The 14,878-nt window shown below is 68.8% G+C and carries 12 protein-coding genes and 1 pseudogene; 8 read left to right on the forward strand and 5 right to left on the reverse strand.

The window, feature by feature from the left end; translation table 11 throughout:
• Positions 1 to 40: 40 nt before the first annotated feature.
• Both lepB and ACIBK5_RS25875 read right to left on the reverse strand, forming a co-directional pair.
• The gene (gene lepB, locus ACIBK5_RS25870; protein ID WP_399022907.1) at positions 41 to 517 is read right to left on the reverse strand and encodes a signal peptidase I; all 477 of its coding nucleotides are present in this window, start codon (positions 515 to 517) and stop codon (positions 41 to 43) included.
• 77 nt (positions 518 to 594) lie between these two features.
• Positions 595 to 1,440, reverse strand: coding sequence for a hypothetical protein (locus ACIBK5_RS25875; RefSeq protein ID WP_399022908.1), 846 nt, complete (start codon positions 1,438 to 1,440; stop codon positions 595 to 597).
• 340 nt (positions 1,441 to 1,780) lie between these two features.
• Between ACIBK5_RS25875 and ACIBK5_RS25880 the strand changes: the two genes are divergently transcribed.
• From ACIBK5_RS25880 to ACIBK5_RS25905, 6 genes and pseudogenes are all read left to right on the forward strand, one after another.
• Entirely contained in the window at positions 1,781 to 3,631 is a 1,851-nt protein-coding gene (locus tag ACIBK5_RS25880; RefSeq protein WP_399022910.1) for a peroxidase family protein, read from the forward strand.
• A gap of 134 nt (positions 3,632 to 3,765) precedes the next feature.
• Positions 3,766 to 3,974 (forward strand): annotated as a pseudogene (locus ACIBK5_RS25885) (hypothetical protein).
• 27 nt (positions 3,975 to 4,001) lie between these two features.
• Complete coding sequence (locus ACIBK5_RS25890; RefSeq protein ID WP_399022911.1) at positions 4,002 to 4,760, forward strand: sensor histidine kinase; 759 nt, start codon at positions 4,002 to 4,004, stop codon at positions 4,758 to 4,760.
• Between the two features lie 117 nt (positions 4,761 to 4,877).
• Positions 4,878 to 6,128, forward strand: coding sequence for a cytochrome P450 (locus tag ACIBK5_RS25895; protein WP_399022913.1), 1,251 nt, complete (start codon positions 4,878 to 4,880; stop codon positions 6,126 to 6,128).
• Positions 6,129 to 6,175: 47 nt separating this feature from the next.
• Positions 6,176 to 6,373, forward strand: coding sequence for a ferredoxin (locus ACIBK5_RS25900; protein WP_399022915.1), 198 nt, complete (start codon positions 6,176 to 6,178; stop codon positions 6,371 to 6,373).
• Positions 6,374 to 6,490: 117 nt separating this feature from the next.
• Entirely contained in the window at positions 6,491 to 8,002 is a 1,512-nt protein-coding gene (locus ACIBK5_RS25905; protein WP_399022916.1) for a family 43 glycosylhydrolase, read from the forward strand.
• Between the two features lie 57 nt (positions 8,003 to 8,059).
• Here ACIBK5_RS25905 and ACIBK5_RS25910 read toward each other — a convergent pair whose 3' ends face one another.
• Positions 8,060 to 9,262 (reverse strand): glycoside hydrolase family 1 protein, encoded by a 1,203-nt coding sequence (locus ACIBK5_RS25910; protein ID WP_399022918.1) that lies wholly within the window; start codon positions 9,260 to 9,262, stop codon positions 8,060 to 8,062.
• Entirely contained in the window at positions 9,259 to 11,481 is a 2,223-nt protein-coding gene (locus ACIBK5_RS25915) for a glycoside hydrolase family 3 C-terminal domain-containing protein (RefSeq protein WP_399022920.1), read from the reverse strand. Before ACIBK5_RS25915 ends, ACIBK5_RS25910 begins: the two co-directional genes overlap by 4 nt.
• Before the next feature lie 127 nt (positions 11,482 to 11,608).
• Here ACIBK5_RS25915 and ACIBK5_RS25920 point away from each other — a divergent pair, with 127 nt between their 5' ends.
• Positions 11,609 to 13,072 carry an MFS transporter gene (locus ACIBK5_RS25920; protein WP_399022922.1) on the forward strand — a complete coding sequence of 488 codons (1,464 nt, stop codon included), beginning with the start codon at positions 11,609 to 11,611 and terminating at the stop codon, positions 13,070 to 13,072.
• Between the two features lie 273 nt (positions 13,073 to 13,345).
• Positions 13,346 to 13,873 (forward strand): hypothetical protein, encoded by a 528-nt coding sequence (locus ACIBK5_RS25925; RefSeq protein ID WP_399022924.1) that lies wholly within the window; start codon positions 13,346 to 13,348, stop codon positions 13,871 to 13,873.
• 46 nt (positions 13,874 to 13,919) lie between these two features.
• Here ACIBK5_RS25925 and ACIBK5_RS25930 read toward each other — a convergent pair whose 3' ends face one another.
• Complete coding sequence (locus ACIBK5_RS25930) at positions 13,920 to 14,846, reverse strand: alpha/beta hydrolase fold domain-containing protein (RefSeq protein ID WP_399022926.1); 927 nt, start codon at positions 14,844 to 14,846, stop codon at positions 13,920 to 13,922.
• Positions 14,847 to 14,878 lie beyond the last annotated feature (32 nt).

Genomic DNA, 14,878 nt, shown 5'->3' on the forward strand with positions numbered 1-14,878 from the left:
TGGATCAGGTGCTCGACCGTGGCCGCGATGGCGGATCGCGTCATCGGACCGCTCGCGCCCGGCGCAGCGGCCACACGACGAGAACGACCAAGCCTGTCACCTGTCGTGAAGGGATACACCCATACTCTCGCGAGTCGCGCGAAACCTGCCGGTTGTCCCCCAGTACGTAAACACCGCCTGCCGGTACGTCAACGCGCTGCGGCCGGCACACGCCTTCCACTCGGACATCGTCACCGACGAGGTTGCTGTCCCCGCCGGTGGCGGCCACCCGCTTGACCATCCTGCGCCGACTGCTTCCTCCCTCAGGGCCCTTGGCGTCAGCGGTGAAGACCACGATCTGGCCGCGAGCCGGAAAACACCGCGTCAGAACTGTTCTGCGGATCACCAGGAGCCGGTCATCGACAAGCAGCGTCGGCGCCATGGAGTCGGATACGACACGAACGAAACAAGTAAATGAAGCGATCATCGAGAACGTCAGCGTCAGCACGGCCAGATAAACAAGCTCTGCAGTGTGCACTCATCACTCCCTGAGCCACCAGCCCTCGGAGGGTCGGCTTGATCGGCCGACCCTCCGACACGGGCCTGCACGGCTCGTCAGCTCAGTACCATCCTGAAGTCCGGGATGGCAGTGCTTTGGTCTTCACCCACTCTGAGCACAGCCGAGGCTCGCCTCACCTGATATTTGACGTCCCCCAGAAGCACGGGCCCATTCGCCTGCGCCGAGAACGGGGCCGGAAGAAGAGCCTCGTCGAATTCCTCGGGGGTGACGATGTCCAATTCGACGTAGGAAGCCGGTTCGGAGATCAACCGGGTCAGTTCCAAGGGGAACCAGACTGAGTCCGTCTTGAAGGAGTAGTGCACACTGCCACCGGGCACGAAGTTGACGTACTCCGAGGAGTCGGTCCGTGCGCTGTGGAAGTAGGAACGGAGGAACAGGTCCTGCCGCCGGCCGTTGTACACGATCACGGCACGCTGGAGCACCAGGCTGCAGGCCACGAACGATCCCGGATCAGAGACGCTCGGATGGTCCACCAGCGTCATGAAGATGCGGTGACCATTGTTGAGGTAGCTTTCGAATACGCTCATGGCCTCGGGCTCCATCTCGATTCCATGGCGTTCCTGCCAGCGCACCAGTTCGTCGGGAGTCCAGGCCATGCTCGCGTTGAAAACCTCAGAGGTGCGCAGGTTGTCCAGGTACTTCTCCGGGTAGCCCGCCGGAATTCCCGTCCCCGTCACCTGCTCTACCCGCTCGAATATGCCACCGTTCCCCACTTTCACCCGTGCCTCTTCGGGTGCGGGGCCCGCCCAAGTGACGACGAGTCCGTCATCGAAATGCATCGGTGCGTCGCCACACTTCAGGTCGGCATGGACAGACCGCGAAAAGCGGACCATCACGCCTACCAGAATGATTGCCGCGCACGTCATGATGACAATAAGCATAGGAATTCTCCGTCTCTGGCGGTCCGAATCCCCCCTCGCCCCTCTCGCCCTCCCTTTCGCGTACCACCGTAACTGCCGCCACAAGGGTCCGCATCTGCGTAGCGGACGCCTCACCGGGCCTCAAAAAGATCACGAACGCGAATATACAAGCATCAACAATTACGTTCCGGCATGCAGGCGAGCGGAACTTCTCCTAGTGTGAATTCCATACCGATTCACTCTGCGTTCCGCGAAACCGGCACGGGATCCGACTGCATCGCCGGCGTGGGAGCCGACGGGTGCCACGGCCGGTGGTCGGCCCGATGGAGGACCCGCCAGGAGTGCCCCAAGGAGTACCACCATGAGCACACGACGCTCCCTCTTCCGCCGCTCCCGCTCCGCATCCGCGTCTCTCGCGGGGAGAATCGCAGGCGACCTCGCCGAGTACGTCGACCGGCGCATCGGCTGGGACAAGCTGGCCGTGCTTCCGGGCCTGGCGGTCCTCTACGGACTGCGCGTGAGGCTCCGTCAGGAGAACCTCCACGACACCACGCACCTGCCCTCGGTCAACCTTCCCGATCCCGGGCCGAAGTCCGAGCAACACAAGGTCAACCGAAGGGCCGACGGCAGCTTCAACAACCTCGACGAGCCCCGGACGGGCATGGCGGGCACACGCTTCAACCGCAACTTCCCGCTGGACAGGATCCCGTCGGCCACGCCCGAGGACATTCTCTCCCGGCCCAACCCGCGCGAGGTCAGCCGAGCCCTGCTCACCCGTCACGAGTTGATCCCGGCCGAGTCGGTGAACTCCCTCATCTCCACCTGGCTGCAGTTCATGATCCGCGACTGGTTCAGCCACGGCACGAGTCCTGAGGACCGGCCCTGGGAAGTGCCCCTCGTGGACGACGATCCATGGCCGGAGCGCCCGATGCGGATCATGCGGACACCCGACGACCCGACCCGGGACCCACAGGCGGGTGCCGACATGCCCGACACGCGCGTCAACGTCTCCTCCCACTGGTGGGACGCGTCGCAGGTCTATGGGTCGAGTGACGCGGAGCAACGCCGGCTGCGCACCGGTGAGCTGGGCAGGCTGCGGCTGTGGGACGACGAGCAGACCCCGTTCCCCGACCCCTCTCGCGACCCGTCGCGGGTGCCCGGCTTCTGGCTGGGCCTGGTGCTCATGCAGAACCTGTTCGCCCAGGAACACAACGCCATCTGCGACCACTTGCATGCCGCGTATCCGTCCTGGGACGACGAGGAGCTGTTCCAGCGGGCGCGGCTCGTCAACTCCGCACTCATCGCCAAGATCCACACCGTGGAGTGGACACCGGCTGTGATCAGTCATCCCACGACCGTCAAGGCCCTGCAGACCAATTGGTGGGGCCTCGCGGGGGAACGCGTCCACAACCTTCTCGGCCGGATCAGCGGCAGCGAGCTCATCAGCGGCATCCCCGGCGCCGAGACGGATCACTACGGCGCCCCGTTCGCCCTCACCGAGGAGTTCGTGGCCATCTACCGCATGCATCCGCTGATCCGCGACGATTGGCACCTGCGCTCCGCCGTCGACAACGAGACCCTGCGCCACTGCACTTTGCGCGACATCTCCGGACCCGAGGCGCTGAAGGTCCTCGAGACCACGAGCATGGCCGACCTGCTCTACAGTTTCGGCACGCTCCACCCGGGTCTGGTCACCCTGCACAACTTCCCGAAGTTCCTCCAGGAGTTCCAGCGCCCCGACGGGCACCTACAGGACCTTGCCGCCACCGACATCCTGCGCAGTCGGGAGCTGGGCGTCCCCCGCTACAACGAGTTCCGCCGGCTTCTGAGGATGAAGCCCGCGACGAGCTTCGAGGATCTGACGGACAATCCGGAGTGGGCCGAGGAAATCAAGCGGCTGTACGGGAACGACATCGAGAAGGTCGACCTGACGGTCGGCATGTACGCCGAGAGGCTTCCGGCCGGGTTCACCTTCAGCAACACCGCGTTCCGCATCTTCATCCTGATGGCTTCGGTCAGGTTGAGCAGTGACCGCTTCTTCACCTCGTACTACACGCCGGAGGTGTACTCCAAGGCCGGGATGGCCTGGATCGACGACAACACCATGGCCACGGTGATCCTCCGGCACCACCCGGAGCTGCGCCCGGCCCTGGCGGGGCTGAGCAACGCGTTTGTGCCATGGCACACGGCACAGTCCGGCACGGGCGGCTGACGCCATCACCATGCGCCACGCGTCTCACAACTGGATAACTGGCTGCCGGGCAGAGCCCTGTTGATGTTGGTCTTGCTGCACACTCCTTGCTGCGAGCGGACCGGATCCGCCGGATCCTGGACGCGGGAGACGTCGTGGTGCAGATCGACACCAGCAAGGTCAGCCGCTGGGACCAGCACAGCCGGGAGCACGTGGTGCGGGTGCGGCGCGCGGGTGTGCAGCGACGATCAGGTGCGACACCTGCGGCTGGCGCAGAGGCGCGCAGTTCCTGCCCTGGCTGAAGGCGGAGGAGCACCTGGCGGAGGCCCACCAGGCGACGGTGGACCCGACGTCCGCGGCGTGACGCGCCTGGCAAGCACTGGGCGGTTTCATGGCCTACGTGGAGGCCGTGCGGGCCCGTGCCGAGCACGCGGAGCGCACCCGCGAGGAAGAGGCACGTCGCCGTGTCACCGAGGAACGCATGCGCATCGCCCGCGACCTCCACGACGTCGTCGCCCACCACCTCGTCCTGGCCAACCTCCAGGCGCGTACCGTCACCCGGCTGGTGCGCACCCGGCCCGACGAGGCGGACCGGATCGCGAACGACCTCTCCGAGACGACCGCGCTCGCCCTGGGTGAACTCAAGTCCACCGTCGGCCTGTTGCGCAGCGCGGGCGACACCGAGAGCGCCGCGGACCCCGCTCCCGGTCTCGCCCGGCTCCCCGAGCTGGTCGACTCCTTCAAGAGTGCCGGGCTCACCGTCACGGTCATCACCGAAGGCGAGCCGCGGCCCGTGGGGGCCGCAACGGACGTCACGGCGTACCGCATCCTCCAGGAGGCGCTCACCAACGTGACCAAGCACGCCGGGACCGACTCGGCCGAGGTGCGGATCGCCTACACCGGCGACCGGTTGCGCGTCCGCGTCAGCAACGGCGGTGCCGCTGCGTCCCGGGAGCCGGGCAGCGGCGGTTTCGGTCTCCTCGGCATGCGCGAGCGGGCCGCGTCCGTCGGCGGCCCGCTGCGCGCGGGCTCTCTCCCCGAAGGGGGCTTCGAGGTCGTCACCGACCTTCCCCTGCGCCCCCGTTCCGCGACGGATGCCGCAGGCCCTCTTCGCAGCTCCACCCCACACGCAGAACTCCCGATTGTTTAAATGAACCCATTGATTTAATGTCGTGAGAGACGGCCGAGTGTGTCTGACCGCCGGCCCGACGAACGGGAGCCGACGGATTCCCCGGTACGGCTCCCTCCCCCCACCACGAGGAGTGACATGAACCAGCCCTTGGCCCACGCCCAGGACGAGTCCGTCCCCGAGTTCCCGATGCCGAGGGACGCGCGCTGCCCCTTCGCCCCGCCGGCCGGACTGCGGGAGCTGCACGAGGAGCAACTGCGGGACGACCGGCCCCTGACGAAGGTCCGGATCTGGAACGGCTCCACGCCCTGGCTCGTCACTCGCTACGACGACCAGCGGGCCCTGCTGGCCGACCCGCGATGCAGCGTCGACCAGCGGCGCCCCGACTTCCCTTATATGAACCCCGCGTTCGCCGAGGTCGCCAAGCGCGGCATGGAGCCCGCCTTCCTCAATATGGACGACCCGGAGCACGCCCGGATCCGCCGGATGATCACCAGTGCCTTCACGGTCAAACGCGTCGAGGCCATGCGGCCCGCCGTCCAGCGGATGACCGACGAGTTCATCGACGCCATGCTGGCCGGGCCCAAACCCGCCGACCTCGTCAGCTCCCTGGCCCTGCCCCTGCCCTCACTGGTCGTCTGCGAACTGCTCGGCATCCCTTACGAGGACCACGACTTCTTCCAGACCAAGAGCGCCGTCGGCATGCGTCACGACGCCGACCAGGCGGAGGTGGCAGCAGCCCACCACGACCTGCTGGACTATCTCGACCAGCAGATCCAGGCGAGGCTCGCCAAGCCCACCGACGATCTGCTGACCGTCCTCGCGGAACGCCTGCGCGACGGCGACCTCACCCGCCGCCAGGCCACCTCCATGGGCCTGCTGTTGCTCGGCGCCGGCCACGAGACCGCCGCCAACATGATCGCGCTGGGCACCACGGCCCTCCTCGAGCACCCCGACCAGCTCGCGATCATCCGCGACACCGACGACCCGCAGGTCCTCGCACGCGCCGTCGACGAGCTCCTGCGCTACCTGACGATCATTCACCTCGGCAATCGCCGTATCGCCCTGGAGGACATCGAGATCGGCGGGCGGACCATCCGCGCGGGCGAGGGCATGGTCCTGCCCAGCAACACCGCCAACCGGGAAGCGGGCCACTTCCCCGAGCCCGACCGGCTCGACGTCGGCCGCGACGCCCGCCGTCACCAGGCCTTCGGCTACGGCATCCACCAGTGCCTCGGCCAGCCCGTGGCCCGCCTGGAGCTCCAGGTCGTCTGGGGCACGCTGTTCCGCCGCATCCCCACCCTGCGCCTGGCCGCCGACCTGGAGAAGCTCCCCTTCAAGTACGACGGCCTGGTCTTCGGCCTCTACGAGCTGCCGGTGACCTGGTAGCCCACTCCCTCGAACAACGCAGAGCAAGACTGAAACCGGAGACAGACATGCATGTGGAACTGGACGAACCGAAGTGCGTCGCGTCGGGGCAGTGCGTCATCGCCGCGCCCGATGTCTTCGACCAGCGGGACGAGGACGGCATCGCCATCCTGCTCGACGAGAACCCCGGTGACGAACTGCTCGACGACGTACGCCATGCCGTGGCCGTCTGCCCGGCCGTGGCGATCCGGCTGACGGAGCAGTAGAGGCATCACCCCTCGACCCCGCGCGGGACAGGACCGGCCTACTCCCGGCCCTGTCCCGCCCCCCCGTTCCGGCTAAAATCTATTGATTAACCAAATTAGCGGCTAGCATGCGGCTTCATGGACACGAACGACTCGCGCAAGCCCCTGAACGTCAACCCGATCATCCCGGGCTTCTATCCGGACCCCTCGATCTGCCGGGCGGGCGAGGACTACTACCTGGTGACCTCCAGCTTCGAGTACTTCCCCGGTGTACCCCTCTTCCACAGCCGCGACCTCGTGCGCTGGGAGCAGGTCGGCAACGTGCTGGACAGGCCCGGCCAGTTGCGGGTCCGCCGGGGCCGGGAGGGCGCCAGCGCCGGTGTCTACGCGCCCACCGTCCGCCACAACGACGGCGAGTTCTGGATGGTGACGACGAACCGGGACGACGTGATGAAGGGGCACCTCATCGTCCGCGCGAGCGACCCCGCAGGCGACTGGAGCGACCCCGTCCACACGACCGGGGCGATCGGCATCGACCCGGACCTGGCCTGGGACGAGGACGGCACCTGCCACCTCACGTGGTCGGTCCCGCAAGGCATCGCCCAGACCACCGTGGACCCCGTCTCGGGCAAGGTGCTCTCGGAGCCGCGGATCATCTGGACCGGCACCGGTCTGGCCCACACCGAGAGCCCGCACCTGGTCCGGCGTGGCGGCCTGTGGTACCTCGTGGTGGCCGAGGGCGGCACAGGACCGGGGCACGCCGTCTGCGTCGCCCGGTCGGACTCCCCCTCCGGCCCCTGGGAGCCTCACCCGGGGAACCCGGTCCTCTCGCACCGCAGCACCACGCACCCCGTGCAGAACACCGGCCACGGCGATCTGGTCGAACTGCCGGACGGTTCCTGGGCGATGGTGCATCTGGGCGTGCGTCCGCGTGGTTCGTTCCCCGAGTCCCATGTCAACGGGCGCGAGACCTTCCTGACCGGCGTGGACTGGGTGGACGACTGGCCGGTGATCGTCGAGGACCGGTTCGCCGTCCCGGAGGCGCGCACCGCCTTCACCGACGACTTCGGCACCCCGGACCTGCACCCGCGCTGGATCGCGCCGGGCACCGACCCGCGCTCCTTCGCCGTCCCCGAACCGGGTGAGGGTCTGCGCCTGCTGGCCGGCCGGGCACCCGGGGCACGGGACGCCGAACGCCTGCTGTCCGTCCGGGCACGTGATGCCTCCTGGACGGCGACCGCGACCCTGCCGCGGGGCGACGCGGCCCTGGCCGTACGGATCGACGACGCGCACTGGGCCGGGGTGGAACGCCGGGACGGCACGCTGTCGGCCCGCGCGGTCGTCGGCCCGCTCGACCAGGTACTCGCCACCGCCGACGGGATCGCGCCGGAGCACCCCCTCGCTCTCCGGGCGGTGGCCAACACGGAGCAGTACAGCTTCTCCAAGGGGCCGGACGAGATCCACCTCGGGTACATGGCGGACGGCGAGTTCCACACGCTGGCGACGGTCGACGGACGCTACGTCTCCACGGAGGTCGCCGGGGGCTTCACCGGCCGGGTGATCGGCGTCGAGGCGCTCGGCGCGGACGCCCGCCTCACCCGCTTCTCGTATGCTCCGGAGCCCGCCCCGGCCACCACTACCCCGGTATGACGCGTCGGGGCCGGGCCGGATGAGGTGATCCCGCCCAGTCCGGACGGTGTTGGCGGACTACCCCGCGTCCAGGGCACCGCCCTCGCGGGCCACCTCGCCGAGCCAGGCCAGACTCGGCTTGGGTGTGCGCGCGAACGTCTCGCGGTCGACCGCGATCAGCCCGAACGTGGGCGCCCAGTGGCCCCATTCGAAGTTGTCCAGCGCCGACCAGTGCAGGTACCCGCGCACGTCGATGCCGTCGGCGACCGCGTCGTGCAGATGTCCCAGCGCTTCACCGGTGTAGGCGATGCGGCGCGTGTCGTCGGCCGTGGCGATGCCGTTCTCGGTGACGAGCAGCGGGATCGTCCCCTCGGTGGCCTTCCAGGCGTCACGCAGCGCCATGCCGAGCGCGTCCGGCCGGTACGCCCAGCCCGTCAGCGTGTTGTCCGGGTGGTCGGGGTGCGGCACGACGCCTTCCGCGTCGACGGTCTGGCTGGTGTACGACTGCACCCCCAGGAAGTCGTCACCGCGGGCCCCGTGGTGGTAGAGGTCCTCCCACGCCCACTTCAGTTCGGCGTGCAGATCCTCGGCGCCGGGGGCGGGGACGAGACACTGCTGTGCCACGGACCAGCCGACCCTCGCCGAGGTGTGCTCGTGTACGACGGATACGGCTGCTCGGTGCGCCCGCACGAGGGCCTCGCCGATCTCCTGGCTGGGCGTGGGCATCCGGGTTCCCGCGGCGAGGGTGATGTCGGCGCCTGAGGCCACGGCTGCCACCATGCCGCTCATCAGGGCTAGCATGTTCGGCTCGTTGATGGTCACGACCCAGTTGACGCCGTCGAGGATCCCGCAGACACGTTCCACGTACCGGGAGAACCTGTCGACGGCCGTCGGGCCCGTCCAGCCGCCCTCCTCTACGAACCAGCGGGGGCTGGTGAAGTGGTGCAGGGTGACGACCGGTTCGAGACCCAGGTCGCGCGCCGTCTCGATCATGCGGCGGTAGTGGGCCAGTTCGGCCCTGGAGAACTCGCCGGGTTCCGGCTCGATCCGAGCCCGCTCCACGCCGAACCGGTAGGCGTTCAGGCCGGCGTCGGCCAGCAGCCGCATGTCCTCGCCGTAGCGGTGGTAGCTGTCGCAGGCGTCGCGGCTGAGTTCCAGTCGGCCCTGGCTCTGGTGCTCCATACGCCACCAGTCGCTGTTGAGGTTGTTGCCCTCGATCTGGTGCGGTGAGGTGGAGGCTCCCCACAGGAAGTCGGGGCTCAGGTCGGACCTACGGCTCATCGAGTCGCCTCCAGGATCGTGGTCAGGTCATCGGTGGTCACGGGGACTCCGGGGAAGTGCAGGTACTGCCGGGCAGGTATGGAGGGGACCATCTCCATGAGGTCGCCGTTCGCCTCCGCCTGTCGCCGCTGTTCCTCGGTGGCCCCGGCCATGAGGGCTTCCTTGAGCAGCGGGCCCGCGACCGGGTGGGCGAACCAGTCGCCGATGGCAGAGTCGAGGGAGAGCGCGACCGCGTCGGTGTCCCCGGCGAGGGTGATGGTCCGTTCGGCGACGACATGGGCGGCGCTCTCGCCGATCTGGATGCCGTACGCACCAGGGGCGACCGTCCAGCCACGGCCGGCTTCGATGTCGTAGTAGGCGAACGCTCGCCGATCCAGCGGGAGTTCGACGGTTCGGGACTCCCCGGGCCGTAGGGAGACCTTGCTGAAGGCGCGCAGCTCGCGCACGGGGCGGCGGACCGGGCCTGCGGTGGTGGCGACATAGACCTGGACGACGTGCTTGCCTTCCCGTTCGCCCGTGTTGGTCACGCACACCCGGACGATGGCGGTGTCGTCGCCGGTGACGTCGACCGACAACTCGTCGGTGCCGAACGTGGTGTAGGTCAGGCCGTGTCCGAAGGGGTAGCGCACGGCGCGTCCGACGGTCTCGTAGTGGCGATAGCCGACCATCACGCCCTCGCCGTAGCGGACTTGGCCCGCCTCGCCGGGGAAGGTGAGGAAGCTGGGGTTGTCCTCCAGGCGCAGTGGGACGCTCTCCGCCAGATGACCGGAGGGGTTCACGGCGCCGGACAGCACGTCCGCGAGGGCGCCGCCGCCGGCCTGGCCGAGGAGCCCGCCGGCCACGATCGCGTCGACGTCGTCGTGCCAGCCCTCCAGGGTCACCACACCGCCGGCCGAGAGCACGACCACCGTGCGGGGAGCGACGGTCGCCACGGCCCGAACCAGATCCACCTGGTCCGCGGGCAGATCGAGGTGCTGACGGTCGGAGCCCTCGCTCTCCCCGCGCAGACCGAGGAACACCACGGCGACCTCGGCCCCGCAGGCGGACCGCACCGCTTCCTCACGCAGGCCCTCGGCGTCCTCCTGCCCGCCCGTGGTGAAGCCGGGGGCGTATGTGACGGGGTGCCCCAGGGCCCGGATCGCCTCCAGCGGGGTGTCGACACGGGTGGCGTTGACGAGCGAGCTGCCGCCGCCCTGGAACTGCGGCCGGGCGGCGAACTCACCGATGACGGCGAGGCGTACGCCCTCAGCGAGCGGCAGGGTGTACTTCTCGTTCTTCAGCAGGACCACGCACTCCGCGGCCACCTCACGGGCCAGGGCGTGATGCTCGGCGGCCACGTGCGCATCGGATTCCGACGCGACGGAGAGCGCCGCCAGAGCGGCAACGCGCCGTGCGCTCGCGTCGACCAGTGTCTCGTCCAGGACGCCTTCGCGCACTGCCCGTACGATCGCCGCGTCGTGGGTGTCGTCCGGGCCGGGCATCTGCAGATCGAGGCCGGATGCCAGCGCGGCCACCCGGTCACCGACGGCACCCCAGTCGGAGACGACCGCGCCACCGAATCCCCACTCCGTGCGCAGGACATCGGTGAGCAGCCAGCGGTTCTCCGAGGCCGGAACCCCGTTGATCCGGTTGTAGGCGGCCATGACGGCGGCCGGGCATGCCTCGGTGACAACGCGTTCGAAGGCGGCGAGATAGATCTCGCGAAGAGTCCGTTCGTCGACCTCGGCGCTGACGCGCATCCGGTCGGTCTCCTGGTTGTTGGCCGCGAAATGCTTGACGGCCGCGCCCACCCCCGCCGACTGCACACCACGCACGAACGCCGCGCCCAGCACACCGGACACGAGCGGGTCCTCGGAGTAGTACTCGAAGTTGCGCCCGCACAGCGGGGACCGCTTGATGTTCACGCCGGGGCCCAGGACGACTCCGACGCCCAGCGCCCGGGCCTCCCGGCCCACCGCCTCGCCCACGCGGGCGGCCAGCTCGGCGTCCCAGCTCGATCCGACCGCGACGGCCGGGGGAAAGCAGGTGGCCGGCTCACTCGCGTGAAAGCCCGGATGGTCGGCGTCGGCCGACTGGCGCCGGATCCCGTGCGGACCGTCCGTCAGCACCACCGCGGGCACACCCGCCTCGTCGAGTGGCTCCGTGGACCAGAAATTGCCGCCGGAGAGCAGGGACGCCTTCACTTCCAGGGGGAGGGAGGCAGGGTCGGGCTGCTGCATGGGCGGGGTCCCCTCAAGGTCACAGAAACATTTCCGCGTCGAAAATCTATCACTCAAAAATTTTAGGAGCTAGCCTGCGCGCTGGGAGCACAAGGGCTCCACCCGTACGGAAGGGCCGGGGTGCCGCATGACACTCAACGTCGAGTCACCGCACAAGGAAGAGGGCGCCGGCAGGTCGGGCTTCGGTGCGCGGTTCGCACTGATCCTGGTCGCGCTGCTGTGGGCGTCCCAGCTGAACGGCCTCATCGGACTGATGGGTTCGAACGCCCAGTCCCAGATCGCGATCCACTTCCGCACCACGGAGATCGCCTGGTTCACCCAGATCGGCTCGCTCATCGGTGTCTTCGCGACGCCGTTCATCGTGAAGGCCGCCGGGATCTACGGCAAAAAGCGGCTGCTGCTGGTCATCACCACGCTCGGCCTGGTCGGTGATCTGGTCGCCGCCCTCGCCACCAACTACGAGACGCTGCTCGTCGGACGCGCCGTCGCGGGCTTCTACGGACCGTCGATCGCTCTGGTCTTCGCGCTGGCCCGGGACGTCTTCCCGCCTCGTCTCGTCGGTCCGGCGAGTGGTCTCCTCGGCGGCGGCATGGGCGTGCTGGCGCTCGGCGGACCGTTCCTGTCCGGCTGGATCCTCGACGACTTCGGGTACCGCGGCGTGCTGTGGTTCATGGTGATCGCCACCGCGATCAGCCTGGCCGCCGTGCTGTTCCTCGTGCCCGGGAGCCCGGTCCGCGAAGCCCGCACCCCCACCGACTGGGTCGGCGGAGTCCTGCTGGGCGGCGGGATGGCGTCCATCCTCTATGGCGTGGGCAAGGGCGGGCAGTGGGGCTGGACCAGCGGCGACACACTGGCCTTCATCGGGGGCGGCGTAGTGGCCGTGATCGCCTTCGTCCTGGTCGAGCGCAAGGTGGCCCACCCGATGTTCCCCATCACCCTGCTCGGGCGTCGCCGCGTCTGGTCGACGTTCCTGGTCACGGCCCTCATCATGGCGGCGGTCTTCGCCCAGGGCACCGTGCTCAACCTGCTCGTCCTCATGCCGGACATCCCCGGCCTGTCCGACGGCCTGGGCTGGACCGCCACGAAGAACGCCTGGGTCAGCGCGCCGAACAGCGTTCTCCTCCTCGCGGTCTCGGTGGCGACCGGCATCCTGGCCCGGCGCGTCGACTCACGGGTGCTGCTCGGCATCGGCGGCACGTGCGTGGCCGTCGGCGTCGCCCTCATGTCCCAGTTCCACCACACCGTCGCCCAGTTCATGACGATCGGCTTGCTCAGCGGCATCGGGATGGGCATGGTCGTCGCCCTGGTCCCCATCATGGTCATCGAGTCGGTGAAACCGGAGGAGCAGGCACTGGGCAACGGCGCCCAGAGCATGATGCAGGGCGTCCTCCAGGCCGTGCTCACCCAGGTGGCGTTCGCGGTCGTCGCCCAGGACAGCAAGGTGATGAAAGGCACCGCCTTCTACGTCGACGACAGCTACACCAACGGACTCCTGCTCTTCGCCGGTGTGGTCGCCGTGGCGACTGCGCTCGTCACCCTCATCCCCAAGTCCAAACGCCTCGACGAGGCCGAGGTGGGCCAGGCGGTCTGACCCTGCTCCTGCTCCTGCTCCTGCTCCTGCTCCTGCTCCTGCTCCACGGTTGGCTCCGGTTTCCTTCCGGAGCCGGCCGGCGACGTCCGAGCCCGTGGTCGCAGGGTTCGGTGAAGACGCCATTCGGCTGCCGGCCCACAGGCATGTGGAGAGTCAAGCACCATCGGCTCGGAGTCATGTCTTGCGCGGGGGTTTCCAGTCGCGCGAGAGTTCGGGGTGACTTGAGCTCGCAGCTCATGGCGTCAGGACCGGGGGGACCGACTCGTGTGCAGGATGGATCTGGCCGCCAAGGAGGCGGCGATCGCTCGATTCCTCCACGAGTACCCGCGGGCGGTCGACGCGAGCCGTGGCCATCCCGCCCTCCAAGGGTGTGAAGATGTCCGCTGGTCCGAATTCCCGGAATGCCCTGCCGCGATCCCGGTGCTGCTGCAAGCTCTTCTTGATCAGGCCGCCGCGGCCGAGGCCAAGCGAGTGCTCACCAACTCCGTTCTCGGCATCAACGAGATGAACGCGGCCATGCCGGCGGTGCTGCCGTTCCTCTTCCGCCTGGCGAGTGACCCGCAGGTCCCTCTGCGGTCAGGTCTGCTGGATCTTCTGGTTTCGATCGCCCGGTTCTCCGAGTCGATCGACGCCGGCAACGAGGCCATGGTGTGCTGGTTCGGCAGCGACAGCGATCACCCTGAGCGTGAAGCGTGCCGGGCCGTGTTCGCGGAGCACGTGAGTGTGGTGGCCATGCTGGCGGAGGGGCTGCCCAGCCCTGAAGGCCGGGCGACGCTTCGGCAGGCCGCCGGGCTCCAGTGAGGTTCCGGCGGCCGAGGATGACGCCGCGACTCCCCACCGCGCGGCATCAACCGCGGAGCACGGCCGCGAAGAAGTCGAGCGAGCGGTCGACCTCCTCGAGTGACGGGCCCCGGTTCAGGTGTCCGTGGGGCATTCCCGCCGAGAGGTACGTCCGGACCGGGACACCGGATTCCTCCAGCTGCCGGGCGAGCAGGTCGCCGGAGGGGCGGAGGTCGTCGTACTCGGAAAGGACGATGCCGGTCGCGGGAAGGCCGTCGAGGTTCGCCGCCCCGGGCATCGCTTCCGCGGGGAGGCCGGTCAGACGGCCCACGTAGTTGCGCACCATGTACTCGATCGACGCGTTGCTGAACCGCAGGAGCGTCGGCAGTTCCCGCATCCCGGCCGACGTCTCGTCGTCCAGGGCCGGGTTCGGGAAGTGGGCGAAGGGATAGGCGAGCAGCAGGGCGTCCGGGCGAGGTCCGTCCTGGTCGCGGAGCCGGATCGCCGTGGACAGGGCGATGGCCGCGCCCGCGCTCGCACCGCCCAGCCCGACGGGACCGGTCTCGGGCCTGGCGTTCTCGGCGAGCCAGAGCCAGGCTGCGTGCGCGTCGTCGACGGGAACCGGGTAGCGCGTGCCGTCCACGGCCAGCCGGTAGCCGACGGAGACCACCAACGCCTGTGCTCGGGCTGAGAGTTCGGCGGACACGGCATGCGCTTCCGGCATGTCGAGGTCGCCGCCCATGAACCCGCCGCCGTGCAGCCACAGCAGGGCGCGACGGGGCTCCTCACGCGGGGCGTAGACCCGGACGGGAACGTCCCCGTGGGGGCCCGGGACGGTGCGGTCCTCGACGGAGACGTCCGGCATGACCCACTCGCCGGGGTCGCGGAAGTACTCCATGAACCGGGCCATGGCCTCCGGATCCGCCTGGGCGTCCTCCCAGCTGAGGCCGTCGAGGAGGTGCGACTTCGCGGCGAGGAAGGGATCGAGTGGCATGGATGCTCCCGGGTGGTCGAGTCCCTAAAATC

Origin of the sequence: Streptomyces sp. NPDC050546 (assembly GCF_044457425.1) — a bacterium.
Taxonomy (GTDB): domain Bacteria; phylum Actinomycetota; class Actinomycetes; order Streptomycetales; family Streptomycetaceae; genus Streptomyces.

Coding starts and splice junctions, on each gene's coding strand:
- ACIBK5_RS25910 (WP_399022918.1), bottom strand. CDS start 9,262: ATGAGCCGTAGGTCCGACCTGAGCCCCGACTTCCTGTGGGGAGCCTCC.
- ACIBK5_RS25920 (WP_399022922.1), top strand. CDS start 11,609: ATGACACTCAACGTCGAGTCACCGCACAAGGAAGAGGGCGCCGGCAGG.
- ACIBK5_RS25925 (WP_399022924.1), top strand. CDS start 13,346: ATGGATCTGGCCGCCAAGGAGGCGGCGATCGCTCGATTCCTCCACGAG.
- ACIBK5_RS25880 (WP_399022910.1), top strand. CDS start 1,781: ATGAGCACACGACGCTCCCTCTTCCGCCGCTCCCGCTCCGCATCCGCG.
- ACIBK5_RS25895 (WP_399022913.1), top strand. CDS start 4,878: ATGAACCAGCCCTTGGCCCACGCCCAGGACGAGTCCGTCCCCGAGTTC.
- ACIBK5_RS25900 (WP_399022915.1), top strand. CDS start 6,176: ATGCATGTGGAACTGGACGAACCGAAGTGCGTCGCGTCGGGGCAGTGC.
- ACIBK5_RS25905 (WP_399022916.1), top strand. CDS start 6,491: ATGGACACGAACGACTCGCGCAAGCCCCTGAACGTCAACCCGATCATC.
- ACIBK5_RS25915 (WP_399022920.1), bottom strand. CDS start 11,481: ATGCAGCAGCCCGACCCTGCCTCCCTCCCCCTGGAAGTGAAGGCGTCC.
- ACIBK5_RS25930 (WP_399022926.1), bottom strand. CDS start 14,846: ATGCCACTCGATCCCTTCCTCGCCGCGAAGTCGCACCTCCTCGACGGC.
- ACIBK5_RS25890 (WP_399022911.1), top strand. CDS start 4,002: ATGGCCTACGTGGAGGCCGTGCGGGCCCGTGCCGAGCACGCGGAGCGC.
- ACIBK5_RS25875 (WP_399022908.1), bottom strand. CDS start 1,440: ATGCTTATTGTCATCATGACGTGCGCGGCAATCATTCTGGTAGGCGTG.